Source organism: Streptomyces sp. SAS_272 (genome assembly GCF_052543235.1).
On the sequence record NZ_JBMNDR010000002.1, the window covers coordinates 33461 to 58285 of the forward strand.

Annotated in this window: 21 protein-coding genes, 1 tRNA gene and 1 pseudogene; 16 read left to right on the plus strand and 7 right to left on the minus strand. The window is 69.8% G+C overall.

Features of this window, described 5'->3' with window-relative positions:
• Positions 1-609 precede the first annotated feature (609 nt).
• The 9 genes and pseudogenes from ACN6LD_RS01760 (at position 610) to ACN6LD_RS01800 (ending at position 8511) form a co-directional block, all read left to right on the plus strand.
• Positions 610-801, plus strand: a complete 192-nt coding sequence (locus ACN6LD_RS01760) for a hypothetical protein (RefSeq protein WP_445042326.1) — start codon at positions 610-612, stop codon at positions 799-801.
• A gap of 96 nt (positions 802-897) precedes the next feature.
• A complete protein-coding gene (locus tag ACN6LD_RS01765) occupies positions 898-1557 on the plus strand; it encodes a PadR family transcriptional regulator (RefSeq protein WP_445042327.1) in 660 nt (219 codons plus the stop codon).
• Between the two features lie 204 nt (positions 1558-1761).
• Positions 1762-2499 (plus strand): ABC transporter ATP-binding protein, encoded by a 738-nt coding sequence (locus ACN6LD_RS01770; protein WP_319197916.1) that lies wholly within the window; start codon positions 1762-1764, stop codon positions 2497-2499.
• Entirely contained in the window at positions 2496-5363 is a 2868-nt protein-coding gene (locus ACN6LD_RS01775) for an ABC transporter permease (protein WP_445042328.1), read from the plus strand. Before ACN6LD_RS01770 ends, ACN6LD_RS01775 begins: the two co-directional genes overlap by 4 nt.
• 102 nt (positions 5364-5465) lie before the next feature.
• Positions 5466-5543: pseudogene (locus tag ACN6LD_RS01780) on the plus strand (DUF2587 domain-containing protein); the annotation flags it as partial.
• Positions 5544-5839: 296 nt separating this feature from the next.
• Positions 5840-6181 (plus strand): hypothetical protein, encoded by a 342-nt coding sequence (locus ACN6LD_RS01785; RefSeq protein WP_445042329.1) that lies wholly within the window; start codon positions 5840-5842, stop codon positions 6179-6181.
• Positions 6172-7380 (plus strand): NucA/NucB deoxyribonuclease domain-containing protein, encoded by a 1209-nt coding sequence (locus ACN6LD_RS01790; protein WP_445042330.1) that lies wholly within the window; start codon positions 6172-6174, stop codon positions 7378-7380. The genes ACN6LD_RS01785 and ACN6LD_RS01790 overlap by 10 nt, the downstream gene beginning before the upstream one ends.
• Positions 7381-7401: 21 nt before the next feature.
• Positions 7402-7929, plus strand: coding sequence for a hypothetical protein (locus tag ACN6LD_RS01795; RefSeq protein WP_319197619.1), 528 nt, complete (start codon positions 7402-7404; stop codon positions 7927-7929).
• Between the two features lie 408 nt (positions 7930-8337).
• Positions 8338-8511, plus strand: coding sequence for a hypothetical protein (locus ACN6LD_RS01800; RefSeq protein WP_445042473.1), 174 nt, complete (start codon positions 8338-8340; stop codon positions 8509-8511).
• Between the two features lie 187 nt (positions 8512-8698).
• On the opposite strand, the gene ACN6LD_RS01805 is transcribed toward ACN6LD_RS01800, so the two are convergent.
• Complete coding sequence (locus tag ACN6LD_RS01805; RefSeq protein WP_445042331.1) at positions 8699-9178, minus strand: hypothetical protein; 480 nt, start codon at positions 9176-9178, stop codon at positions 8699-8701.
• 125 nt (positions 9179-9303) lie between these two features.
• Positions 9304-9377: transfer RNA gene (locus tag ACN6LD_RS01810), tRNA-Gly, on the minus strand.
• A 514-nt stretch (positions 9378-9891) separates the two neighbouring features.
• Here ACN6LD_RS01810 and dcd point away from each other — a divergent pair.
• Both dcd and ACN6LD_RS01820 read left to right on the plus strand, forming a co-directional pair.
• The gene (dcd, locus tag ACN6LD_RS01815; protein WP_057577958.1) at positions 9892-10467 is read left to right on the plus strand and encodes a dCTP deaminase; all 576 of its coding nucleotides are present in this window, start codon (positions 9892-9894) and stop codon (positions 10465-10467) included.
• Positions 10464-10994 carry a phosphoribosyltransferase gene (locus tag ACN6LD_RS01820; protein WP_319193273.1) on the plus strand — a complete coding sequence of 177 codons (531 nt, stop codon included), beginning with the start codon at positions 10464-10466 and terminating at the stop codon, positions 10992-10994. Before dcd ends, ACN6LD_RS01820 begins: the two co-directional genes overlap by 4 nt.
• A gap of 33 nt (positions 10995-11027) precedes the next feature.
• Here ACN6LD_RS01820 and ACN6LD_RS01825 read toward each other — a convergent pair whose 3' ends face one another.
• The 5 genes from ACN6LD_RS01825 to ACN6LD_RS01845 form a co-directional block, all read right to left on the minus strand.
• Complete coding sequence (locus ACN6LD_RS01825) at positions 11028-11753, minus strand: class I SAM-dependent methyltransferase (protein WP_319193274.1); 726 nt, start codon at positions 11751-11753, stop codon at positions 11028-11030.
• 234 nt (positions 11754-11987) lie between these two features.
• Positions 11988-14225, minus strand: a complete 2238-nt coding sequence (locus ACN6LD_RS01830; protein ID WP_445042332.1) for an FG-GAP repeat domain-containing protein — start codon at positions 14223-14225, stop codon at positions 11988-11990.
• 294 nt (positions 14226-14519) lie between these two features.
• Positions 14520-15305 carry a hypothetical protein gene (locus ACN6LD_RS01835; RefSeq protein ID WP_319193276.1) on the minus strand — a complete coding sequence of 262 codons (786 nt, stop codon included), beginning with the start codon at positions 15303-15305 and terminating at the stop codon, positions 14520-14522.
• A 198-nt stretch (positions 15306-15503) separates the two neighbouring features.
• On the minus strand, positions 15504-16502 hold the full coding sequence (locus ACN6LD_RS01840; protein WP_445042333.1) for a YIP1 family protein: 999 nt from the start codon (positions 16500-16502) through the stop codon (positions 15504-15506).
• Between the two features lie 294 nt (positions 16503-16796).
• Complete coding sequence (locus tag ACN6LD_RS01845) at positions 16797-19088, minus strand: (Fe-S)-binding protein (protein WP_319193278.1); 2292 nt, start codon at positions 19086-19088, stop codon at positions 16797-16799.
• A gap of 208 nt (positions 19089-19296) precedes the next feature.
• Between ACN6LD_RS01845 and ACN6LD_RS01850 the strand changes: the two genes are divergently transcribed.
• The 5 genes from ACN6LD_RS01850 (at position 19297) to ACN6LD_RS01870 (ending at position 24762) form a co-directional block, all read left to right on the plus strand.
• On the plus strand, positions 19297-20499 hold the full coding sequence (locus tag ACN6LD_RS01850) for an MraY family glycosyltransferase (protein ID WP_445042334.1): 1203 nt from the start codon (positions 19297-19299) through the stop codon (positions 20497-20499).
• Positions 20500-20594: 95 nt separating this feature from the next.
• The gene (dnaK, locus tag ACN6LD_RS01855) at positions 20595-22433 is read left to right on the plus strand and encodes a molecular chaperone DnaK (RefSeq protein ID WP_319193281.1); all 1839 of its coding nucleotides are present in this window, start codon (positions 20595-20597) and stop codon (positions 22431-22433) included.
• The gene (gene grpE / locus ACN6LD_RS01860) at positions 22430-23086 is read left to right on the plus strand and encodes a nucleotide exchange factor GrpE (RefSeq protein ID WP_319193283.1); all 657 of its coding nucleotides are present in this window, start codon (positions 22430-22432) and stop codon (positions 23084-23086) included. The genes dnaK and grpE overlap by 4 nt, the downstream gene beginning before the upstream one ends.
• Before the next feature lie 39 nt (positions 23087-23125).
• A complete protein-coding gene (gene dnaJ, locus ACN6LD_RS01865; protein ID WP_319193284.1) occupies positions 23126-24301 on the plus strand; it encodes a molecular chaperone DnaJ in 1176 nt (391 codons plus the stop codon).
• Positions 24302-24306: 5 nt separating this feature from the next.
• Complete coding sequence (locus ACN6LD_RS01870) at positions 24307-24762, plus strand: heat shock protein transcriptional repressor HspR (RefSeq protein ID WP_107448849.1); 456 nt, start codon at positions 24307-24309, stop codon at positions 24760-24762.
• Positions 24763-24825: the final 63 nt, after the last annotated feature.

Below are 24825 nucleotides of genomic sequence, written 5' to 3' on the forward strand. Positions count from 1 at the left end.
GCGCGCGGTCGGCTTCCGGGGGTTCCAGCTCTGAAGGGATGGCTTCATCCCCGGCCTGTCTGGGGGCGGCTCGGAGACTCGTCCGGGACCTAACCGACGGCCGGGCTTCGTCGATGGCCACGAGGTGACCTGCCAGCGCCGGCCGCGCGCCCCCTCTCGCGGGGGCGACCGCACGCCTTCCCACTGTGCCGGTGGAGCCTCGGGCACTGTGCAGGGGTGTTCACCTGCGTTCATGGACAGGTGGTCACTGATACGGCGCGCATCTGGCACGCGGCGAGTGATCGCCAAGCACAGCAATAAGGCCCGGGTCGATGACCTGGGCCTTCGTCATGGAGCGGGTGACGAGAATCGAACTCGCGCTCTCAGCTTGGGAAGCGACGGCGCTTGCGCGGCCATAGGGCAGCTCAACTGGGCAGATTCGTTGTCAGGCGGCAGGCGTGAGGGACTGGTTGCACCGTTGTTGACCGTGGTCGGGAGCGGCCCGGCCGACCGGCCGACCCCTCCGGCTCGCCGTCCTCCACGAGCCCGGTGAAGCCCGCTCGTACTGAACGCTCGTACTGAAACGGCAACAGAGGAGGAGCCCGCCGAGGAGTCGGACGAGGGGGCGAGGTGGTACCCAAGACGGACGCCCCGGCCGCCGAGAGGTCGCCCGCGGAGCGGTCGGTGGCCGCTCACCCGGACCGGCGCCGAGGCCCCCTCGACCTCTCCGACCGGCGGATTCCCGTGTTCGCACTGGGCGTGGGGCCGGCTCCGGTGGGCCTCGGCATCGGCTTCCTCGGGGTGCGGATGCGCCACCGCTGAGCGGCTCGCGACGGCCCGGGTCCCCCTTGAGTCGGACCTCCGGCGTCCGCCTCAGGACGCTTGTCCACACGGACTTACTCGGTATACATACTCGGTATGTCCATCCGTCACGGGCTTCTCGCCCTCCTCGAACACGGCCCGCGCTACGGCTCACAGCTCCGTACGGAGTTCGAGTCCCGCACCGGCTCCACCTGGCCGCTCAACGTGGGTCAGGTCTACACGACGCTCAGCCGGCTCGAACGCGACGGCATGGTCGTGCAGGACGGCGAGGACGGGGCCGGCCACCCGCTCTACGCGATCACCGACAGCGGTCGCGTCGAACTTCGCAGCTGGTTCGAGAACCCTGTCGACCGCACCAGCCCGGCCCGTGACGAGCTGGCCATCAAGCTGGCCATGGCCGTCGGGGCGCCCGGCGTCGACATTCGTGACGTCATCCAGTCCCAGCGCCGGCACACCGTGAAGGCCATGCAGGACTACACCCGGCTGAAGGCGCGGGCTCTCACCGCCGTGGAGAAGAACGGGGTCCGTGAGCGGGACGACCTCGCCTGGCTCCTCGTCCTGGAGCAGCTGATCTTCCAGACCGAGGCCGAGGCGCGCTGGCTCGACCACTGCGAGTCCCGGCTGATCCGTCTCTCGGCGACCGCCCCGGCGGCGGGGCCGGAGCCGGCCTCGCCGGGGGCGGCAGAGGGAGCGGCGAGGACGGGGGCGCGGGCGGCGGGGGCCGGGGCAGAGGGGGCCGCACGCCACCGCCCGTGATGTCCGCCCTTCACGACCGGCCTTGAGCACCCGAACGACCGGATCCACAGGGCCGACCAAGCCCACCGGCTCCACCCGACCCACCCATAGCACCGGAAGACTCCAAACCACCCGACCAGACCCATACCGTACGCGCGGCGCCGCTGACGACCGTCCGTCGCACCGATGTCCGGCCGTTCGCCGGCGTACGCCCGAGGGGGAACCATGTCCACACAGCAGCAGCCCGTGCTGCGTCTGCAGAACCTGACCCGCGTCCACGGCTCCGGCGCCACCGAGGTGCACGCCCTGCGCGGCATCGACCTCGACGTCCACCCCGGTGAACTCGTCGCCGTCATGGGCCCGTCGGGCTCCGGCAAGTCCACCCTGCTCACCATCGCCGGCGGCCTCGACAACCCCACCTCCGGGCAGGTCTTCGTCGAGGGCACCGACATCACCGTCCTCGGCATCAAGGGGCTCGCCGCCCTGCGCCGCCGCAGCATCGGCTACGTCTTTCAGGACTACAACCTCATCCCGGCCCTCACCGCCGCCGAGAACGTGGCCCTGCCCCGCGAACTGGACGGCATATCGGCCCGCAAGGCCCGCACCGAGGCCCTCGCCGCCCTCGCCGAGATGGACCTCGGCCAACTCGCCGACCGGTTCCCCGACGAGATGTCCGGCGGCCAGCAGCAGCGCGTGGCCATCGCCCGCGCCCTCGTCGGCGACCGCCGGCTCGTCCTCGCCGATGAGCCCACCGGCGCCCTCGACTCCGAGACCGGCGAGTCCGTGCTGGCCCTGCTGCGCTCCCGCTGCGACGCCGGAGCCGCCGGCGTCATGGTCACCCACGAGCCGCGGTTCGCCGCCTGGGCCGACCGGGTCGTCTTCCTGCGGGACGGCGCCGTCGTCGACCAGACCGTACGCAGCGACGCCGACTCGCTCCTGACCGGCCGGGCGGCCCAGCGGTGACGACCTGGTTCCACTCCTGGCGGGCCGCGGTCCGCATCGCCCGCCGTGACGCCTGGCGCTTCAAGGGCCGCAGCTTCCTCGTCCTCGCCATGATCGCGCTGCCGATTCTGGGCGTGAGCGCCCTGGACCTGACCCTGCGCAGCGCCGAACTCACCCCCGCGCAGCGGATGGAGCGCACCCTGGGCGCCGCCGACGCTCGCTTCTCCGACCCCCGAACGGCCGGCGTGGCCATCCTGCAGGACCCCGAGGGCGATCAGCACACCCCGGCCGGGGACTACGACTCGCCGGGCACGTCCTGGCCCGACGGCCCGACCGATGTCACCAAGACCATCCCGGCCGGTTCGACGGTGCTGACCGACAGCACGGGCAGCGCCAAGCTGACCACCAGGTACGGTCTGCTCCAGACCGAGGTCCGTGAGCTGGCCGCCGTCGATCCCGTCGCCCGGGGCATCATGCGGCTGCAGGAGGGCCGCTTCCCCGAGAAGAACGACGAGATCGCCGCGACCACCCGGTTCCTGGAGAGCAGCGGGCTGTCCGTCGGCTCCACCCTCACCGCCCGCGGCTTCGACCGCACCTATGTGATCAGCGGCTCGTACGAGTTGCCCAGCGACCTCACGGCACAGCAGGTCAACGCCCTGCCGGGGGCCTTCCTCGCGCCGTACGCCAAGGCGGTCGAGAAGGCCGGACTGCCGAAGCCCGACATCTCCACCACCTACCTGGTGAAGAAGGCCGGTGGTTTCACGTGGAACACGGTCCAGGCGATCAACGCCAAGGGTGTCCTGGTCACGTCGCGCGTCGTGGCCCTCGACCCGCCCGCCGACTCCAAGGTGCCGCTCTACCAGAAGGAAGGCTGGGCCACCTACGAGAGCAGCGGGGGCGCCGACGCCGCCGCGCTCGCCGCCGTGGGCACGGTCGTCGGCCTGGCGATGCTGGAGATCTGCCTGCTCGCCGGTCCCGCCTTTGCCGTCGGCGCCCGTCGTTCCCGCCGCCAGCTGGGCCTGGTCGGTGCCAACGGCGGTGCCCGCAGCCACATCCGGGCCATCGTGCTGAGCGGCGGCCTGGTCATCGGCGTCGCGGCTGCCCTGGTCGGCATTGTCCTCGCCCTGATCCTGACCTTCGCCCTCCGGCCGCTCCTCGAGGACTACATGGGGCAGCGGTTCGGCGGCTTCACCGTCAGGCCGCTGGAACTGCTCGCCATCGCCGCGCTCGCCGTCCTCACCGGCCTGCTCGCCGCGATCATCCCGGCCGTCACCGCCTCCCGGCAGACCGTACTGGCCTCCCTCACCGGCCGTCGCGGCGTGCGCCGCAGCAACCGCGTGCTGCCGCTGATCGGCTTCGGCGCCGTCCTGCTCGGCGCGGCCATCGCCCTGTACGGCTCGGTCGTATCCGACCAGTTCGTCCTGGTCGCGGGTGGCTCGGCCATCGCCGAGCTGGGTGTGGTCGCCATGACGCCCGCCCTGGTCGGCCTGTTCGGCCGGGCCAGCCGCTGGCTGCCGCTCTCGCCGCGCCTCGCCCTGCGGGACGCCGTCCGCAACCGGGGCCGTACGGCACCCGCTGTCGCCGCCGTCCTGGCCGCCGTCGCGGGCACCGTCGCCGTCTCGACGTACGCCGCGAGCCGCGACGCCCAGAGTCTGGCCGAGTACCGGGCCAGCCTGCCGTACGGGGCCGGCGCCGCGCTCGTCACCGAGGAGGGCGGCCGGGACGTCCCCGCGGTCCGCGACGCCGTGCAGCGGACGCTGCCCGTCGACGTCCGCGCCGACGTGTTCCGGATCGCCGTCGGCAAGCCCGGCTGCGCCCCGTACGGCGAGGGCGAGGGCTGTGGCCGCTTCGAGGTCGTCATCCCGCCGGCCAACGAGTGCCCGCTGTGGGCCAGCACCCCCGACGGCTCCGACCCGGCGGAGAAGTACACCAAGGAGCAGCGGCGCGCGCTCGCCAAGGACTGGCGCTGCCTCTCGCACGACGGCAACGGCATCTACGTCGAGGGCGGTCTCCTCGTCGCCGACGCCCCGCTCCTGAAGGTCCTCGGCATCGACGACCCGGGCGCGGCCAAGGCCCTCGCCGACGGAAAGCTCCTCAGCTTCCACAAGCCCCAGGTCGACAGGAACGGCACCGTCGGCATCAAGCTGATCACCGACCAGAAGGCCGCCGACCGCGCCGTCGAGCAGAACAAGCCGGTCCCGGGCGAGCTGAAGTCCTTCCCCGCCTACCAGGTGCCCGGCTCGCCCGACTCCTACGGAGTGCAGAGCGTGCTCAGCCCCGCCGCCGCCAAGGCCGCCGGACTGACCACTGTCCCCCTCGGCGCCTTCTTCAGCACCGACCGGATGCCCAGCACCGAGCAGCGGCAGAAGCTCGACGCCGAGATCGCCAAGCTCGGCAGCAACGTCGAGCTGACCGTGGAGCAGGGCTGGGTCGACGAGAACGGGCTCGTCCTGCTCGCGCTGACCGTCTTCGCCGGCCTGGTCACCATCGGTGCGGCCGGCATCGCCACCGGTCTCGCCCAGGCCGACGCGGAGGCCGATCTCAAGACGCTCGCCGCGGTCGGAGCCCCGCCCCGGGTGCGACGCATGCTCAGCGGCTTCCAGTGCGGTGTGGTCGCCGCGATGGGTGTGATCCTCGGCTCGGCTGCCGGTGTCCTGCCCGCGGTCGGGCTGCGGCTCACCGAGGAGCGCGAGCAGACGCGCTTCTACCAGGAGGCTCTAGACAAAGGCTGGGGCGGCGCCGGTGACGCCCCGCCGTATGTGCCGATCGTCGTCCCCTGGGAGACACTCGCCGCCCTCCTGGTGGCCGTTCCCCTCGGCGCCGCCCTGCTGGCCGCGCTGGTGACCCGCTCGCGCGGGGCGCTGGCCCGCCGCGCCGCGCACTGAGCCTCCGTTGCCGGACCGTGCCCCTGGACGAGGGTGGCTCACTCCCGTCCAGGGGCACACCGTGTGGGAAAGCATGCGTGCGAGAGAAACGGCGGCTCGGAGATGCCGAGGAATGACCTGTCGCAGGAGAGCCCCGAGGTCCTCATCCTGGGCCAGGACGGGATGGCGCTCGGCGGCACCGACTAGGGATCACGGCGGCAGGGCACGCCACGTGGTGGTGACGAGGCAGTCCCCGTCCGGAGGGATGCTGCTCGAAGCCGGCCAGAGCTTGCGGGCACCTCTACCTCTGGGCGCGACGACCGTTGCGCGGGGCCCCATCTCGGGGTGCGGGAGTGCTCGCAAACCGCAACACCCCTATGAAACAAGCCCCGGGTCGCCGACACGGGGTCGACCAGACGGCGCTCGCCGCATGCATGGCCCAGGACCCTGACAGCTGCCTGACCGCCGTTCCCGGACTCGCACAGTGTGTTCAGACCGTGCAGAAGTGCAACGCGACCGCGCTGGCAACGAAGGACACAGACGAAGCCCGGACGTCGGCTTCCAACGTCTCCGGCGCCAGCCGCGGGCAGATCCTGGAACGTGCGGCCGCGTCCTTCGGCGTGCCCGCCCAAGCGTTGGACATCACCTCCGCGGAAAGCACCGCAACCGCACTCTCGGCCTCCGGCTCCGCCTCAACGGACGCTGTCTGGACCGTGGAGTCCTCGTCCTCGACGCACGGCCTGGAGCAGCGCGATCGCCTGTTCCACGGCTTCCGAGCCACTTACTCGGCAGTGACCGGCCGACTCCTCGACGCCTGCTGGGGGACGATGTGCAGCTGATACGACTCAATGAAAACCATCGCGCCGCCCTCCAGTTCGCAGGCCGAGCACCCGGCTTCGCCGTCCGTCCAAGACTGATCACCACAGTCCTGGCCGCCTTCGCCACCCTCGTGGCCATCCTGGTGCCGACGTCGACAGCAGAAGCGGCGACGGACGCTGCGCCGCGACAGCGGACGACTGCTGCGCTGGTTGCCGAGGCCGATGACCTCCGCGCTGAATGCGCCGACCACCCCGAGGCCAACTCCCAGACCGGCTGGGTCAAGAGCCGCTTCGAGACCTGCGTGCACCAGCCCGTCAACCTGACCCTCAAAAATGCCAACCAGCAGATCCTCGGCCACCTGACGTTCGATCTGTGGGTCCTCGGCTTCGCCTACGACGGCTCACGCCGAGTGGACTACGTGAGCAGCATCGAAAACATCGTGCCGGTCTCCGTCAGCGGCGACGACCCCGCCACCTGGGTCCTCAGCCAGCAGTACTCCGACACCGTCAACCTCGGAGACTCCGGCACCAACCCCGTCATCACCCCACCGACAGACACCCTGCGCAGCGCTCCACTCGCCGAATGGGTGGCCCTCCCGCAGTGGATCCTCACCTACACCTCGCCCGACACCGGCGGCTACGACCCGGCCAACTCACAGATCGTCGCCGGCCGGATCACCCTGGCGATGACCCTCACCTCACCGACCGCCGTACCCTGGATCGAACCGGACATGGCCCACTCCAATATCCGCTTCGACTACGCCGGACCGGTGGCCGGCAAGTACCAGGGCACCGTCTTCACCGACGCCCGCGTCGAACTCCAGCTCAGCCTGAGCGATCCCGAAGTCGACCAGAGCGCTCGCCACATCCTCGATGCCCAGCAGTTCCCGGAGCGGACATTCCCCTCATGGCCCGGTAAAACCGTCCCCGGCGCGCAGGAGCCGCTCCACCGGCTGACCGATACCACGCAGAGGGATGCCAACAGGAATCAGGCCATCAAGACCTGCAAGGACGTGTGGGGCGACTACTCTGGAACCGGCCTGGAATGCGATGAATACCCCTTCGCGAGCACCAAGGAGCGTGGAGAGGATAACGAGCGCTACTCGGCCAGACTCATCGACGGAACCGACAACGGAAAGGGAGGCAATCGATTGAACGCCATGTACACGATGAACCGCGTCCTCGACGGTGACGCCTTCTATGTCACCATCGTCCCGTAACACGGAGAAAATTTCCCGATCATGACGCTCATCACGGAGTACCGCACGAGTGCTCGGCCGGACCGCTGTGTGATCGAGGTCTATGACGCCGATGCGTACGAAGGCGACGCCGAAGCCTGGGACCGGGCCGAGACTGAAGTGGTCGCTGGGAACGGCTACCACCTGTATCTCCGCACTCTGCAGCCCGATTTGCGCGTCGAGGTCGCCATCCGAGTCTGGGATGACCCGCAGGATCCCCCCGAGGGCGTCGAAGGCTGGATCAGTATTTGCTTGGAGTCAGAAACCAGCGAACTGGTTGTGAACCAACTCGCTTCCGGTCCGGTCGGCACGACCAGGTTGCCCCGCCCGGGTGTCTATGCCGGTCATGCATGGTGGACTGGCCGACAGGCTGCGGCGGCTTACTACGACCAGAACATCCGGGGAGGCTCCCAGCAACTCGACACCGTTGAAGATGTTCGTCGTGTGCTGGAACTGTCACCGGTCGTGGAACGATACACTCTCGACCTGTGGTTTCTTCGCGAGTGTGCGCCCGACGACGAAGAGGGATGAATGACCCAACACCCCGCGCCTGAGAGGCGCGGGGTGTTCCCCTGCCGCGACGCACTCGTATTCGTCGCGTGATCACTGCCTATCAAACAGACCCACGCCCAACCACTAACCTGCGCGTCAGGGCACCCGAATTGGGAGAATGACGTGCGAAATTTCCGCGCTACCCTGCGGGAATTCTGCTTACCAGCGTGCTTCCACGGTCACTACCCTGAAGCTGCCCGCTCCTGAGGGGCCACGAAGTTTCCGGACGGGCACCCAATAAGGTTGTCCTGAACAAGGAAACGAGGAAGAAGTGGCGCCACCCAGCAAGTACTCGCCGGAGTTCCGTGAGGAAGCCGTCCAGATCGCGTTGAGGCAAGCAAGACGATCTCCGAAGTCGCCCGAGAGTTTGAGCTGAACTCGGAGACGCTGCGGGGCTGGGTGAAGAAGCACCAGAAACAACAGGAACCGGCCCCAGATGCGGAACTGACGGTGAACGAGCGGGCGCGGCCGAGAGAACTCGAACGACGCAACCTCGAGCTGGAGATGGAAGTCACCTTCCTGAAAAAAGCCGCAGCGTACTTCGCGAAGGATCCCCGGTAACAAGCAAGTACGAGTTCATCGACGAGATGCGGCTCGACACCGAGAAGTACGCATACAGCGTCGAGTTCATGTGTGGCCGGCTCGGCGTCTCCAGATCCGGCTACTACAACATTTCCTTGCCTTCGCCGGCATAGCCGCAGACCTCATCTGTCACCGCCGACTCGTCCGTGTCGACGGGCATAACCAGTCAGTGTGAGGCTCCGACACTGCTGACCCAGACACCGAAGGGCCTGATCTCCGGCTCGGTCTCGGTCTGCTCCGAGAGGCTCTGCGCGTCGTCCAGGTCTGACCAGGCGCTGAAGCCTGGCTCGCTGTCGGCCAGAAATCCCTCGACGACCGGACCGAGGTCGTCGGAATCCACATAGGTACCGCTGAACGGCAACGCATCCGGGGGCACAGAACCGGTCGAGCACCGGAGCTGTCCTGCCTGTTTGTCGTGCCACACGTAGAACGTCGCCACCCCAGGAAAGCCCAGATCGCGAATGCGTTCCCCGATGGCAGCAGCAGTCAGCTCGAAGGCAGCCACCACCTCGGCGACGGACAACGAACTCCTGTCCTCGTCAGCCGCACCCAGCGACCAGGTGTTGGTCTCCCACTCCACCCGCCGGTCAGCCGGCTCCAGCACCAAAGGCTCGTCCGCCACCTCAGCGATCCACGTCAACAGCACCACAGCAGTATCGCTGCACAGCTCTTCCAAAAGAAACGACGTCTTAGGGCACGCGGAGGGCACGCCACCCGCAAATTGGTCTAGACAATAAACAAACCCCAGGCCGCTGACCTGGGGTTTCTCTCTGGAGCGGGTGACGAGAATCGAACTCGCGCTCTCAGCTTGGGAAGCTGATGTTCTACCATTAAACTACACCCGCGTAAGACGCCGGTCTGAACCGGTGTCGGAACGCTCCGTCACTCTACCTCATGCCAGGCCCCGGGCGTTGAAGCCCTCGGGGCCCGCCTGCGTTCCGGGGGAGGGATCGGTGTGTGGGCGACCGGAGTTGGGGCGTACGGTGGTCGCGTGTAAGTGGGGTCGGGCGGGGTCGGAGTGCCGCCTGGAGGGTCGTCCCGTTCGTCCCGTAATGTGGCTTTCAGTGTCCGGCGAGCAGCAGCCGGACGCGGCTCTTGGGGAAGGGACTCATGGACTTGATGGAGCGCACCGTCGTCCGTTGTGCCGACGGGCACGTGTTCAGCACCGCTTCGTTCCCGATGCAGCAGGCCGAGCGGCTCGGTCCCGGACGGCTCGTCCGGTGTCCTCGTTGCGCCCGGTTGCGCAGTGCCGTGCCGGTGATGCTCGAGAAGCGGTAGCGGCGGGCGGAGAACGGTAGGCCCTGGCGCGCGGAGTCGTCCGATGGTGGTCGCTCCGCGCGCCTTGCGTATCCTCGGGACGTGCTTCTCTCAGACAAGGACATCCGGGCCGAGATCGACGCCGGGCGGGTACGGATCGATCCCTACGACGAATCCATGGTGCAGCCGTCGAGCATCGACGTGCGACTCGACCGTTACTTCCGGGTGTTCGAGAACCACCGCTACCCGCACATCGACCCCTCCGTGGAGCAGGCCGATCTGACCCGGCTCGTGGAGCCCGAGGGCGACGAGCCGTTCATCCTCCACCCCGGGGAGTTCGTGCTCGCCTCCACGTACGAGGTCGTCAGCCTCCCCGACGATCTCGCCTCACGGCTCGAGGGCAAGAGTTCGCTCGGACGGCTCGGGCTGGTCACCCACTCCACCGCCGGGTTCATCGACCCCGGCTTCTCCGGGCATGTGACGCTGGAGCTGTCCAACCTCGCCACCCTGCCGATCAAGCTGTGGCCCGGTATGAAGATCGGGCAACTGTGCATGTTCCGGCTCAGTTCGCCGGCCGAGTTCCCGTACGGCAGCGACCGCTACGGGTCCCGCTACCAGGGCCAGCGCGGGCCGACGGCGTCCCGGTCGTTCCTGAACTTCCACCGGACCCAGGTGTGAGCGGCGGCACGGACGACGCGGAGCCGGCGCGCGAGAACCTCACCTACGAGCAGTTCGGGACGGCCGTCCGGGATCTCGCGCAGGCCATCGCGGACGACGGGTACGTCCCGGACGTCGTGCTGAGCATCGCCCGTGGGGGCGTCTTCGTCGCCGGCGGGCTCGCCTACGCCCTCGACTGCAAAAATCTCCACCTGGTGAACGTCGAGTTCTACACCGGCGTCGGGACCACGCTCGACATGCCCGTCATGCTCGCGCCCGTTCCCGACGTCATCGACTTCTCCGACAAGAAGGTCCTCATCACCGACGACGTGGCCGACACGGGCAAGACGCTGAAGCTCGTCCGCGATTTCTGCCTGGACGCCGTCGCCGAGGTGCGCAGCGCCGTCGTCTACGAGAAGTCGCAGTCGCTCGTGAAGTGCGAGTACGTGTGGAAGCGCACGGACGACTGGATCAACTTCCCGTGGAGCGTTCTGCCGGTGGTGCGCAGGTCGGGGGAGCCGGTCACGCCTTCGACGGAAGCCCTCTGACGGGCTGCCCTGACCGGAGTTGACGACGGGTCGTCAGCGCAGTCGGCGGGCCCGCAGCACCACGTCGTCGGCGTGGTGCGCGCCCGCGCCGCCCTCGGGCGCCGTCCGTGGCCGCTGCTCGTCCACCTCCACGCACCAGTCGTCGTCGAGCAGAGCGGCGACCATCGAGGGCCAGACGTAGTCGGCCGGGTCGAAGCCGCCGTCGTGGTGCTGCCGGGTGTCCATCCCCGCGTGGTGGACGAGCAGCAGCACACCGCCGGGCGCGACGGCCGCGAGCAGCGCGCGTTCGGCTGCGGCGCCGGGGGTGCGCAGCAGGGCCGGGTACTGCGCGGAGACCAGGTCGAAGGAGGCCGGCGGGAGCGCCGCTTCGGTGAGTTCGGCGTGTACCCAGCTGACGGTGACGCCGGCGTCCCGCGCGTGTCCCGCCGCCCGCTCCAGCGCCACGCCCGAGACCTCGAGGGCGGTCACGTCCCAGCCGCCGCGCGCGAGCCAGACGGCGTCCGCGCCCTCGCCGCAGCCGACGTCGAGCACCCGCCCGGGCGTGAGCCCGGCGACCTCGGCGACGAGGGCGCCGTTGGGCCGGCCGCTCCACAGTTGGTGCCGGTCGGCGTACCGGTCGTCCCACTCCGCCCGCACGGCGGGGTCTCCGACGTATCCGTCGGCGGCCTGGATGACGTCGGAGGCGGTGTCGGAGGCGATGCCAGGGGCGATGTCTGAGGGGATGTCGGACGCGGGCGGTTCTGCGATGTCGTCGGTCACGCGCCCACCGTCACTCATCGTGTCCCGGTCACGCGACTCCTGTTGCCGTTCCGGCAAATCGGCGCTCACGGGGAGCGGGGAACAACCTCCGGTGTCGTCGCCGGCCGTCGTCGGACGGGGTTCGACGGTGCACTGCTGCACGGCGTGCAGCACCCGTGCCGCGCACGGCGCACGGGTGCTCCCCCCGCCTCCGGACCACGGCAGCGCGGGTCGCCCGGGTGGGGCCGGAGACGGTCAGAGGACGGTGTCGAACCTGGCGCCCTCGCCCGTGTAGAGGTCGGTCGTCAGCCGGCCGAGCGGCGCTGTGGCCGAGCCGGTCGAGCGGTAGACGTACGTGCCGTTCGGGCCGTGGGCGATCAGGTCGGGGCGGCCGTCGGCATCGACGTCGCCGGCGCCGACGAGGTGGGTGAAGGCCTTCCAGCCGGAACCGATCCTGACCCGGGCGGTGAAGCCGCCCCTGCCGTTGCCCTGGTACATCCACAGGACGCCCGCGGCGTCACGGGCCGTGAGGTCGCCGGCCGTGCTGCCCGCGATGTCGCCGACGGCGGTGATCCGGTCGTAGATCTGCCAGCCGCCGCCGAGCCGGACGCGGGCGGCGAAGGGGGCGGACGAGCTGCCGGTGCCCTTGTGGAGCCACAGGACGCCGGAGGCGTCGGCGGCGAGGAGGTCGGGTCGGCCGTCCCCGGTGAGGTCGCTGCCACCGGTGATCTTCTTGTAGGACTGCCAGCCGGCGCTGACCTTGACGCGCGCGGCGAAGCCGCCCCTGCCGTTGCCCTGGTACATCCACAGGACGCCCGCTGCGTCGCGCGCGACGAGGTCGCCCGTCGGGGCGCCGGCGATGTTCCCCACGGCCGCGATCTGGTTGTAGGCCTGCCAACCGCTGCCGACCCTCGTCCGCTTGGCCACGGTCACCCGGCCGTCCGACGTCCAGTCGAAGAGGTCGTCCCGCCACAGCACGCCCGAGGCGTCCCGGGCGAGAACGTCGGTGGAGCCGTTGTCGGTGAAGTCGTGCGGGTCGGCCCGGCGCGAGACCTGGAGGCTCCCCCGTGCGGTCGCCGGCGCGCCGACGCCGTCGGCCGGGGCGGCGGTGATCTGCCAGGTGTAGGCGCCGTTCGGGGCGCTGACGCCGTCCAGGAGGCCGTTCCAGACGAAGCCGAAGCGGCTGTCGGAGACCGGCCGGGAGAGGCGCGCGGTGAGCTTTCCGCCGGTGGCCGTGTGGGTGAGCGTGAGGTCCACGGCAGCGTTCGCGCGGGACAGCGTCCACTCCAGCGGGACCGTGGTGCCCGGCTTCTCCAGGCTCACCGCGGTGGGCACGTTCGACGCGGTCACCTCGACGGCCTTGAGCCGGCCGGTGTCCGCCACGAGCGTGAGACCCGGGAGGCCGCCGTTGCCCTCCCGGACGCGGAACAGCCCGTCGGCGTCGGCCGTGGCGCCGCGCACGAGCAGGCTGCCGTCCGGCGCGTGGGCCACGCTGGAGAAGTGCTCCAGCAGGGTGTACGGCGCGGCGGCGGGGTCGGTGACGCTCCGGGCGTACAGCGGGCTCGGCGTCCCGTCGGCCGCCCTGCCCGGGACCCCGTAGAGCAGCGTGTCCTCGGTGACGCCGGCGATGACGGCGCCGCTCAGGGAGCCGTCCAGGGCGAACCTGCGGTGGACGCGCGTTCCCTCGACGACGAGTTCGGCGGCGCCGGCCCGGTACTCGACCCACGCCTCGTAGTCGGCGGTGCAGGCGCCCGTGGAGGCCTGGGTCCACGGGGCGGTGTTCTCCCTGCTGCCCGACTCGATCATCGCGTCGCCGTCGACGGTCGTGCGCGTCTTCCAGTACTCGGTGCGGAAGGTCGACGCGCTGGGGAAGACCCGGTTGCTGCTCAGGACGATCAGCACGTCGCTCGTTGCGGCGACGACCTTGAAGTCCATGCTGTAGGGGTTGGACGAGCGTTTCGTCTTCCGCGAGACCCCGTCGACCCGGGAGAGCTGCCACAGCTCCTGGTAGCCCCCGCTGCCGGTCGGAACCTTCACGAAGAGGTTGTCGCCGACCACTCCGGCGAGCTTCGCGCCGGGCGCGAACTCGGACGCGAGGTCGTAGGACGCGGACCAGGCGGCGCCTTCCCTCATGTCCCGCAGATGGACCGTGCTGCCGCCGTCGCCGGTCACGACGACGTCGGAGGCGCTGTCGTGACCCACGGGGCCCGTGCCGATCGGCAGCACCGAGCCGTCGGCGTACCTGTGCCACTCCAGAACCCTGCCGCCGGAGTCGTCCACCCGGGACGTGAGGAATCCGGTGTCGCCGGTGCTGACGACGTCGGCGCCGAGGGCCAGACTCGCCTGGCCGGCGGTGGCGGCGACAGCCCCGGTCGTCGCGAGGGGAGCGGCCGCGGCCGCGGGCGAGACCAGGAGGCCGGCGCCGACCGTCACGGCGAGAACGGTGGCGGCGCAGGCGCCGAGACGGCGTCGGGCGGTCTGTACGGAAGCCAAGGAGGTCCTTTGTGACGAGCGGGGAGGTGCGCGCGGGTGCGCGTGCCGCTCGATCGGACCTGTGAAGAGGGAGAGGGGTTGTACGAGTTGCTCGTGATGATCCGAGCCGTCTTCGGACTCGGGCTGTTCCAGGGGGCTTTGGGAGGGGAGTCTTCCAAGCCCCCTGCGGACGGCCGCGCCCCCTGTGGACAGCCCCCTGTGGACGGCCGCGCCCCCTGTGGACAGCCCCCTGTGGACGGCCAAGCCCCTGTGGACGGGCCTGATGAGGCTTTCACGGTGAGAACCCGGTCCCCGTCACCTCTTGTGCAGCGCCTTCACACCGTCCGGCTCGAAGTCGTAGACGTAGTCGTTGAGCCGGAGGCCGTCGACCGCGCCGGTCCACATGAAGTCACGGCCCTTGCCCACCGAGACCGTCAGGACGGTCGGCTTGGCGTTGCGCGACGTGAAGGCGGCCTTGAGCGCGCTGAAGGTGCACGGGGTGGCGAGAGCGCAACCCGTCACGGCGCCCGCGTTGCCCGTGAGGAACCAGCCCCCGGTCGTCGTGGCGTCGAGGAAGGGGCTCCAGCTGTTCACGGTCGGCGACGCCGCCGGCAGCCACACCAGAGAGGAGTAGTCGGAGGTGCTGTTCAGGTTCGGATCGATCTCGATCCTGATGTTCGGCATGTTCGTCACGCCGCCGTACGAGATGTTCTCGCCCGTCTGGAAGACGTGGAATCCCGCTCGGCGCAGGCTCAGCAGCGACTTTCCGTAGAAGTCCACCTCGTTGCCGAAGTCGATCTTCTCGACGACCGGCGGGTTCACTCCCGGAGCGGCGCCCACCACCTCGATGCCGAGGCTGCCCCGGCCGTACGGCGGTCGTGCGGAGGTGCCGGTCACGCCGAACGAGCCGAACGGCCCGTTGCGCAGCGCGGCGACGGGGGAGCCGATCGTGTTGCGGGTGATCACGCCCCAGTGGTCGGCGCGGGCGCGGCCGTCGTCGGTGCCGGCGACGGCCGTGCCCGGAAGGATCATGGCGATGACGGCGACCAGCAGGGCGGCCACGAGCACCGGTCCCCGTCTCGAGCCGAAGCGAGCTTTCACGGACACTCCCAGTACGAGGTGGTAAGGAGCTGTCACGTTAACTGACGCTCTGTAGTCGACGTGGTGCGACATGCGGCTGATGTGATATTTACACCCGTCCGGGATGCGTGTTCCATCGCTCTCTGTTATGGCGTCGAGGCGACGCGAAAGGGCCCCCGCCTTCTGGTCGGCGGGGGCCCTCTCACGCTGGGGTCTGTCCTAGAAGGTGCCCAGTTTCACGATCGACAGCAGTGCGATCAGCTGGATCGACGACGCGCCGAGCGCCTTCGGCCACGGCAGGTCGTGGGAGCGGCTGACCATCATGGTCAGCAGGGCGCCGGCGGCCACCCACGTCACCCAGCCGAGCAGCTGCACGAACGACGCGTCGCCGCCGAAGAACATCGCGACGACCAGCCGCGGTGCGTCCGTCAGGGACATGATCAGCATGGAGAGGCCGACGGTGGGCTGCCATGCGCCGTCCCCGCCGAGCTGACGGGCCAGCGTGTGGGTGACCACGCCCAGTACGAACGAGCTCAGCACCATCGCGACGGCCGTCGTCAGGACGATCGGGATCGCGTTGGAGAGCGTCGCGTTTATGGCGTCCGAGCGGGCGCCGTCGAAGCCGAAGACCGCGAGCAGGCCGTAGAGGAACGTGACGACGAGGGCGGGGCCCCACATCGTGTAGTCCCGCATCTGGTGGAAGGTCTGCCGGGGGGCGAGGACGATGCCCTTCAGCAGCGCCTTCCAGTGCAGGCGCGGACCGATCGGGCCGGCCGGCGCCGACCCGGCGTGGTAGGTGCCGCCCTGGTTGTACTGGTCGTACTGCTGGTGGTCGTCGATCGAGAAGGCCTGGGTGTGGCCGGGGTTGTTCGCCGCGTACGGGTCGTGCGGGACGCCGTGTCCGCCGTGTCCGCCCGGGGCGCCGTACGGCGCGTCGCCGCCGAAGTACTCCGGCTCGTCGCCGCTGCGGCCGCCGTTCGCCTGCGGCGGCCACTGACCGCCGCCCGCGCCGCCGTACTGCGGGCGCTGCGGGAACGGCTGCTGGGCCGACGGGTAGCCGTAGGACGGCCCGGAGGGACCCGACGGCGCCGCGGGACCCGAGGGTCCTGAGGGCCGCGACGGTCCCTGGGGCGTCTGCTGCCCGTACGGAGGGTGTTGCGGTCGCGTTTGCGGGGCTCGGTTGTCCCGGCCGCCGCGTCCGATCCTGAATCCAGCCACGTCTTCGAACGTACCTGCTCCTGCAGGGTGACGTGCCGAGGCCGCCGTTCGCGCACGGCTTTGCTGCCGACCTGTGACATCCCCTAAGGGGAGTAACGGGGCTGGAATCGGTGGTTCTTCAGGGAGTGTCACGGGGTGTCGTAGGGGTGTGGGCGCAGGGCGGAGGGGAACGGCGACGCCCCCGCGTCCGGGTGGGACACGGGGGCGTCGGTACGGCCGTCAGGGTTGCTCACCGGCCTGTTCACGGGCCGGAGCAACCAGGTGCGCAACCAGGTGCGCAACCCGGTGCGCGGTTCACTTCACCGGCTGGGGCTCCGGTTCGCTCTCGGTCTCCGACTCGCCCGCCGGGGGCTCGTCGTCGACCGGCGTCTTGACCGACTCCAGGAGGAGCTGGGAGACGTCCACGACCTGGATGGACTCCTTGGCCTTGCCCTCGTTCTTCTTGCCGTTGACCGAGTCGGTCAGCATGACGAGGCAGAACGGGCAGGCGGTGGAGACGATGTCGGGGTTGAGGGAGAGGGCTTCGTCGACGCGCTCGTTGTTGATGCGCTTGCCGATCCGCTCCTCCATCCACATCCGCGCGCCGCCCGCGCCGCAGCAGAAGCCGCGCTCCTTGTGGCGGTGCATCTCCTCGTTCCGCAGACCCGGGACGCTCGCGATGATCTCGCGCGGCGGCGTGTAGATCTTGTTGTGCCGGCCCAGGTAGCAGGGGTCGTGGTAGGTGATGATGCCCTCGACCGGGGTCACCGGGATCAGCTTGCCCTCGTCGACGAGGTGCTGGAGCAGCTGGGTGTGGTGGATGACCTCGTAGTCGCCGCCGAGCTGCGGGTACTCGTTGCCGATCGTGTTGAGGCAGTGCGGGCAGGTGGCGACGATCTTCTTCGCCGACTTCGGCTTCTTCGACTCGGGCGTGACGTTGCCCTCGTCGTCCGTCTCCTCGCCGAACGCCATGTTCAGCGCCATGACGTTCTCCATGCCGAGCTCCTGGAAGAGGGGCTCGTTGCCGAGGCGGCGGGCGGAGTCACCGGTGCACTTCTCGTCGCCGCCCATGATCGCGAACTTGACGCCCGCGATGTGCAGAAGCTCGGCGAAGGCCTTCGTCGTCTTCTTGGCCCGGTCCTCGAGGGCGCCGGCGCAGCCGACCCAGTACAGGTACTCGACCTCGGTGAGGTCCTCGATGTCCTTGCCGACGACGGGCACCTCGAAGTCGACTTCCTTCAGCCACTCCAGGCGCTGCTTCTTGGCCAGGCCCCAGGGGTTGCCCTTCTTCTCCAGGTTCTTGAGCATCGTGCCCGCCTCGGACGGGAACGCGGACTCGATCATCACCTGGTAGCGGCGCATGTCGACGATGTGGTCGACGTGCTCGATGTCGACGGGGCACTGCTCGACGCAGGCGCCGCAGGTGGTGCAGGACCACAGGACGTCCGGGTCGATGACGCCGTTCTCCTCGGCGGTGCCGATGAGGGGGCGCTCGGCCTCGGCGAGAGCGGCCGCGGGAACGTCCTTGAGCTGCTCCTCGGAGGCCTTCTCGTCGCCCTCCATGGTCTTGCCGCCGCCGGCCAGCAGGTACGGCGCCTTGGCGTGCGCGTGGTCGCGCAGCGACATGATGAGGAGCTTGGGGGAGAGCGGCTTGCCGGTGTTCCAGGCGGGGCACTGCGACTGGCAGCGGCCGCACTCGGTGCAGGTGGAGAAGTCCAGCAGGCCCTTCCAGGAGAACTGCTCGACCTGGGAGACGCCGAAGACGTCGTCGTCGCCCGGGTCGGTGAAGTCGATCGGCTTGCCGCCGGACGTCATCGGCTGCAGGCCGCCGAGGGCCGTCCCGCCGGTCGCCTCGCGCTTGAACCAGATGTTCGGGAACGCCAGGAAGCGGTGCCAGGCCACACCCATGTTGGTGTTGAGCGAGACCACGATCATCCAGATGAACGAGGTGCCGATCTTCACCATCGCGGTGAAGTAGACCAGCGTCTGGAGAGTGGGGACGCTCAGCCCCTTGAAGGCCAGCACCAGGGGGTACGAGGCGAAGTACGCGGCCTCGTAGTGGTCCACGTGGTGGATCGCGCCCTCGAGGCCGCGCAGCGTGTAGATGGCGAGGCCGATGGTGAGGATGACGTACTCGACGAAGTACGCCTGGCCCGCCTTGGAGCCCGCGAAGCGGGACTTGCGGCCCGGGCGCGACGGCAGGTTCAGCAGGCGGATCACGATGAGCACGGCGATGCCGAGGATCGTCATCACGCCGATGAACTCGATGTACAGCTCGAACGGCAGGAACTCGCCGATCCAGGGGAGCGTCCAGTCGGCCTGGAACAGCTGGCCGAAGGCCTGCGCCAGGGTCGGCGGCAGCGTCAGGAAGCCGATGGCGACGAACCAGTGGGCGAAGCCGACGATGCCCCAGCGGTTCATCCGCGTGTGGCCGAGGAACTCCCGTACCAGGGTCACGCTGCGCGCGTAGGGGTTGTCGGTCCGGGCGCCGGCCGGCACCGGCTGGCCCAGTTTGAAGTACCGGACGAACTGACCGATGGCGCGTGCGAGCAGCGCGACGCCGACCACGGTCAGGACCAGCGACACGATGATCGCGGCGAGTTGCATTCGGGGGCTCCTCGGGCCTGCGAGGGGACTTCGATCAGAGATTACTAAGCGGTAACTTATGCAGTCCGTCTGAGAGTACCCCTTATTCTGCGTCGCACTGTAGCGGGGGGCGGAGTGATCTGAGTCGCTGAGGGTTGCCTCAGAATCAGGGTTCAATCCGGCCGTGTTATTCGTACCAAATTGGTACATTTATGACTAATTTATATCCGTGCTCTACGGGATCGCTGCCGCCACCGCCGCCCTGCTCCTCGCCGCCGTCCTCGCCGCGCTGCTGCGCGTGCCCGCCCTGCGTCTCGGTCTGACCGACCGACGGCAGCGACAGCGGCGCGTGCCCCTGTCCGGCGGCGCCGCCGTCGTGCTCGCCACCTGTGCCGTCGCGGTCGCCGGCGACCGGACGGGCGTCGCGCCCCTCGGGGACGGCATCGAGGTGCTGCTCGCCGCGGCCGGCGCCGTCGCCGCGCTGGGCCTGGTCGCGGACGTGTGCCGGCTCAAGACCCGCTTCCTGGTCGTCGGCACGGCCGTCGCGGCGGCCTTCGTGGTGCCGTACGGAGAGATCTACGGGGACGCCGGGACGGTCGCCGGGGTGGTCTCCGCGGCGGTGGGCGTCGGCTGGATCACGTTCGTAGCCCTCGCCTTCCGGGCGCTCGACCACGCCGACGGCGTCGCCGGGACCGTCGGCGTGCTCACCGCGTTCGGGGTCGCCGCGTGTGTCGCCGTCGAGGTCATGGACGGGCTGGTGGTGCTGCTGAGCGTGCTCGCCGCCGCGCTGACGGGCTTCCTGATGCACAACTGGCCCCCCGCGCGTGTCGCCCTCGGGGCCTGCGGCTCGCTCTTCGCGGGCTTCCTGCTCGCCTCGGCCGCCGTCTTCGCCCGCGCGGGGCACGATCCGGTCGTCGGCACGGGGGTGCTGTTCGCGCTCACCGCCGTCGGCGGGGCGGACGTCCTGCTGGTGGCCCTGTCGCGGCGGCTGGCCGGACGGCCCCTGCTGCGCGGCGCGCCGGACCATCTCGCCCACCGGCTGCGGCGGCTCGGGCTCACCGCCCAGGGCGCGGCCGTCCTGCTCGGCCTCGCGGCCTTCGGCGCGGTGCTCACGGGGGTGCTGGTGCACGCCGCGGTGGTCGACGTGCAGGCGGTGTCATGGGTCGCGGGCGGGGCACTCGTCGTCGTGCTCGCACTGGTGCGGGTCCCGGTGTACGGGCCGCCACGCGCGCGTGGGCGTCGGCTCCGGGGCGCCGGTCGTGCCCGGCGGACGCCGGAGGCCCGACCCTCCCGGGAGGCGCGGCGAGCGCCTGTTTATGCGCCTCGGCGTCAATCCGAGGGCCGCGCGCATCACCCGGAACCCGGTGAACGACGGGCGGGACGCGCTGTGTCGACGCAGGTCAACGGCTCCTTGCGTGTAAGGAACGGATAAGAGTTGAGTGCGCTCGACTCAGGTCTGTTGACCGGGCGGTGAGCTTCGTGCACACTTGAGTCCGTTCCACTCAAGTCAGCTGGAGGAAGATCACCATGGCACGTGCGGTCGGCATCGACCTGGGCACAACCAACTCCGTCGTCAGCGTTCTGGAGGGCGGCGAGCCCACCGTCATCACCAACGCCGAGGGTGCCAGGACCACGCCGTCCGTCGTCGCCTTCGCGAAGAACGGTGAAGTCCTCGTCGGCGAGGTCGCGAAGCGGCAGGCGGTCACGAACGTGGACCGGACCATCCGCTCCGTGAAGCGCCACATGGGCACGGACTGGACGATCGAGCTCGACGGGAAGAACTTCAACCCGCAGCAGATGAGCGCCTTCATCCTGCAGAAGCTCAAGCGCGACGCGGAGGCCTACCTGGGCGAGAAGGTGGCCGACGCGGTCATCACCGTCCCGGCGTACTTCAACGACTCCGAGCGTCAGGCGACGAAGGAAGCCGGCGAGATCGCCGGTCTCAACGTCCTGCGCATCGTCAACGAGCCCACCGCGGCCGCGCTCGCGTACGGCCTCGACAAGGACGACCAGACGATCCTCGTCTTCGACCTCGGCGGCGGCACGTTCGACGTGTCCCTCCTGGAGATCGGTGACGGCGTCGTCGAGGTGAAGGCCACCAACGGCGACAACCACCTCGGCGGCGACGACTGGGACCAGCGTGTCGTCGACTACCTGGTGCAGCAGTTCAAGGCCGGCCACGGCGTGGACCTCGCCAAGGACAAGATGGCGCTGCAGCGTCTGCGCGAGGCCGCCGAGAAGGCGAAGATCGAGCTGTCCTCGTCCACCGAGACCTCGATCAACCTGCCCTACATCACGGCGTCCGCCGAGGGCCCGCTGCACCTGGACGAGAAGCTCACCCGCGCCCAGTTCCAGCAGCTGACGGCCGACCTGCTGGAGCGCTGCAAGACGCCGTTCCACAACGTCATCAAGGACGCCGGCATCAACCTCTCCGAGATCGACCACGTCGTTCTCGTCGGCGGTTCGACCCGGATGCCCGCCGTCGCCGAGCTCGTCAAGGAGCTGACCGGCGGTCAGGACGCCAACAAGGGCGTGAACCCGGACGAGGTCGTCGCCATCGGCGCCGCGCTCCAGGCCGGTGTCCTCAAGGGCGAGGTCAAGGACGTCCTGCTCCTCGACGTCACCCCGCTGTCCCTCGGCATCGAGACCAAGGGCGGCATCATGACCAAGCTGATCGAGCGCAACACCACGATCCCGACGAAGCGTTCGGAGATCTTCACCACGGCCGAGGACAACCAGCCGTCGGTGCAGATCCAGGTCTACCAGGGTGAGCGCGAGATCGCGGCCTACAACAAGAAGCTCGGCATGTTCGAGCTGACCGGTCTGCCGCCGGCGCCCCGCGGCGTCCCGCAGATCGAGGTCGCCTTCGACATCGACGCCAACGGCATCATGCACGTGACCGCGAAGGACCTCGGCACGGGCAAGGAGCAGAAGATGACCGTCACCGGCGGCTCCTCGCTGCCGAAGGACGAGGTCGACCGCATGCGCCAGGAGGCCGAGCAGTACGCGGACGAGGACCACCGCCGCCGCGAGGCCGCCGAGGCCCGCAACCAGGGCGAGCAGCTCGTCTACCAGACGGAGAAGTTCCTCAAGGACAACGAGGACAAGGTCCCCGGCGAGGTCAAGACCGAGGTCGAGGCCGCCGTCGAGGAGCTGAAGGCCGCGCTCAAGGGCGAGGACACGGCCGAGATCCGCACGGCCACCGAGAAGGTCGCCGCGGTCTCGCAGAAGGTCGGCCAGGCCATGTACGCCGACGCCCAGGCCGCGCCCGGCGCCGACGCCCCGCAGGGTGACGCCCCGAGGGCCGACGACGACGTCGTGGACGCCGAGATCGTGGACGACGAGCGCAAGGACGGTGCCGCGTGACGGAGGAGACCCCGGGCTTCGAGGAGAAGCCCGACGTCCCCTCCGGCGCCACCCCTGAAGACGCCGAGCCGAAGGCCGCCTCCTCGTCCGCTCCGGCGGACGGGGCGGCCCCGGCCGGGGACGCGAACCAGACAGCCGGTCTGGTGGCCCAGCTGGACCAGGTGCGCACCGCCCTCGGCGAGCGCACCGCCGACCTCCAGCGCCTCCAGGCCGAGTACCAGAACTACCGCCGCCGGGTCGAGCGCGACCGGATCGCGGTCAAGGAGATCGCCGTCGCGAACCTCCTGACCGAGCTCCTGCCCGTGCTCGACGACATCGGCCGCGCACGGGATCACGGCGAGTTCGTCGGCGGCTTCAAGTCGGTGGGCGAATCGCTGGAGACCGTCGCGGCGAAGATGGGCCTGCAGCAGTTCGGCAAGGAGGGCGAGCCCTTCGACCCGACGATCCACGAAGCCCTGATGCACAGTTACGCACCCGACGTCACCGAGACGACGTGCGTGGCGATTCTGCAGCCGGGGTATCGGATCGGCGAGCGCACCATCCGCCCCGCGCGGGTGGCCGTCGCCGAGCCGCAGCCCGGCGCGCAGGCGGCGAAGGCCGACGAGGCGGAGGCGGGCGACGACAAGGAGAGCGGTGGCCCGGACGAGGGCTGAGCTTGAACGGGTGAGCAGGCGGAAGGAGGGACGTCGAGGATGAGCACCAAGGACTTCATCGAGAAGGACTTCTACAAGGTCCTCGGCGTCCCCAAGGACGCCACCGAGGCCGAGATCAAGAAGGCGTACCGCAAGCTCGCCCGCGAGTACCACCCGGACGCCAACAAGGGCAACGTCAAGGCGGAGGAACGCTTCAAGGAGATCTCCGAGGCGAACGACGTCCTCGGCGACCCCAAGAAGCGCAAGGAGTACGACGAGGCACGCGCGCTCTTCGGCAACGGCGGCTTCCGTCCGGGCCCGGGCGCGGGCGGCTCCTTCAACTTCGACCTGGGCGACCTCTTCGGAGGCGGCGCCCAGGGCGGAGGCGCCCAGGGCGGCTTCGGCGGCGGCATCGGGGACGTGTTCGGCGGCCTGTTCAACCGCGGCGGCGCGGGCGCCACCCGTACCCAGCCCCGGCGCGGCCAGGACATCGACACCGAGGTCACGCTCACGTTCACGGAGGCGATCGAGGGCGCGACCGTCCCGCTGCGGATGTCCTCGCAGTCCCCGTGCAAGGCGTGCTCGGGAACCGGCGACAAGAACGGCACACCGCGCGTGTGCCCGACCTGCGTCGGCACCGGCCAGGTGGCCCGGGGCTCGGGCGGCGGCTTCTCGCTGACCGACCCCTGCCCCGACTGCAAGGGCCGCGGCCTGATCGCCGAGCACCCCTGCCTCGACTGCAAGGGCAGCGGCCGTGCGAAGTCGTCGCGGACCATGCAGGTCCGCATCCCCGCGGGAGTGACGGACAACCAGCGCATCCGGCTGCGCGGCAAGGGCGCCCCCGGCGAGCGCGGCGGCCCGTCGGGCGACCTGTACGTCGTCGTCCACGTCGGCGCCCACCCGGTGTTCGGCCGCAAGGACGACAACCTGACGGTGACCGTGCCGGTGACGTTCACCGAGGCGGCCCTCGGCGGCGAGGTCAAGGTGCCCACGCTCGGCGGCCCGTCGCTGACCCTGAAACTCCCGCCGGGCACGCCCAACGGCCGCACCATGAGGGCGCGCGGCAAGGGCGCGGTCCGCAAGGACGGCACCCGCGGCGACCTGCTGGTCACCGTCGAGGTGAGTGTCCCGAAGGACCTTTCGGAGAAGGCTCGTGACGCACTGGAGGCGTATCGCGAGGCGACCGCGGGCGAGGATCCGCGGGCGGAGCTGTTCGAGGCCGCGAAGGGAGCTTGAGAGTGATGGACGGCCGTCGGCGCAACCCGTATGAACTGACTCAGGAGACCCCGGTCTACGTCATCTCGGTGGCGGCCCAGCTCTCCGGCCTGCACCCGCAGACACTGCGTCAGTACGACCGTCTGGGCCTGGTCTCACCCGACCGCACCGCCGGCCGGGGCCGCCGCTACTCGGCCCGCGACATCGAGCTGCTGCGCACCGTGCAGCAGTTGTCGCAGGACGAGGGCATCAACCTGGCCGGCATCAAGCGGATCATCGAGCTGGAGAACCAGGTGGCCGCGCTCCAGGCCAGGGCCGCGGAGCTGGAGGCCGCGCTGGACGGCGCGGCGGCTGCCATGCAGCAGCGGGAGGCTGCGGTGCACGCCTCCTACCGGCGGGACCTGGTGCCGTACCAGGAGGTGCAGCAGACCAGCGCGCTGGTGGTCTGGCGTCCGAAGCGGCAGCATCCGGCGCCCGACTGAGACGCACCGCCCTGGCGCTCCGCACGACGCACGGCGAGCAAGGCGGCTGAGCACGAGGCAGGG

Coding starts and splice junctions, on each gene's coding strand:
- ACN6LD_RS01765 (WP_445042327.1), top strand. CDS start 898: ATGTCCATCCGTCACGGGCTTCTCGCCCTCCTCGAACACGGCCCGCGC.
- ACN6LD_RS01870 (WP_107448849.1), top strand. CDS start 24,307: ATGGACGGCCGTCGGCGCAACCCGTATGAACTGACTCAGGAGACCCCG.
- dnaK (WP_319193281.1), top strand. CDS start 20,595: ATGGCACGTGCGGTCGGCATCGACCTGGGCACAACCAACTCCGTCGTC.
- ACN6LD_RS01770 (WP_319197916.1), top strand. CDS start 1,762: ATGTCCACACAGCAGCAGCCCGTGCTGCGTCTGCAGAACCTGACCCGC.
- ACN6LD_RS01845 (WP_319193278.1), bottom strand. CDS start 19,088: ATGCAACTCGCCGCGATCATCGTGTCGCTGGTCCTGACCGTGGTCGGC.
- dnaJ (WP_319193284.1), top strand. CDS start 23,126: ATGAGCACCAAGGACTTCATCGAGAAGGACTTCTACAAGGTCCTCGGC.
- ACN6LD_RS01795 (WP_319197619.1), top strand. CDS start 7,402: ATGACGCTCATCACGGAGTACCGCACGAGTGCTCGGCCGGACCGCTGT.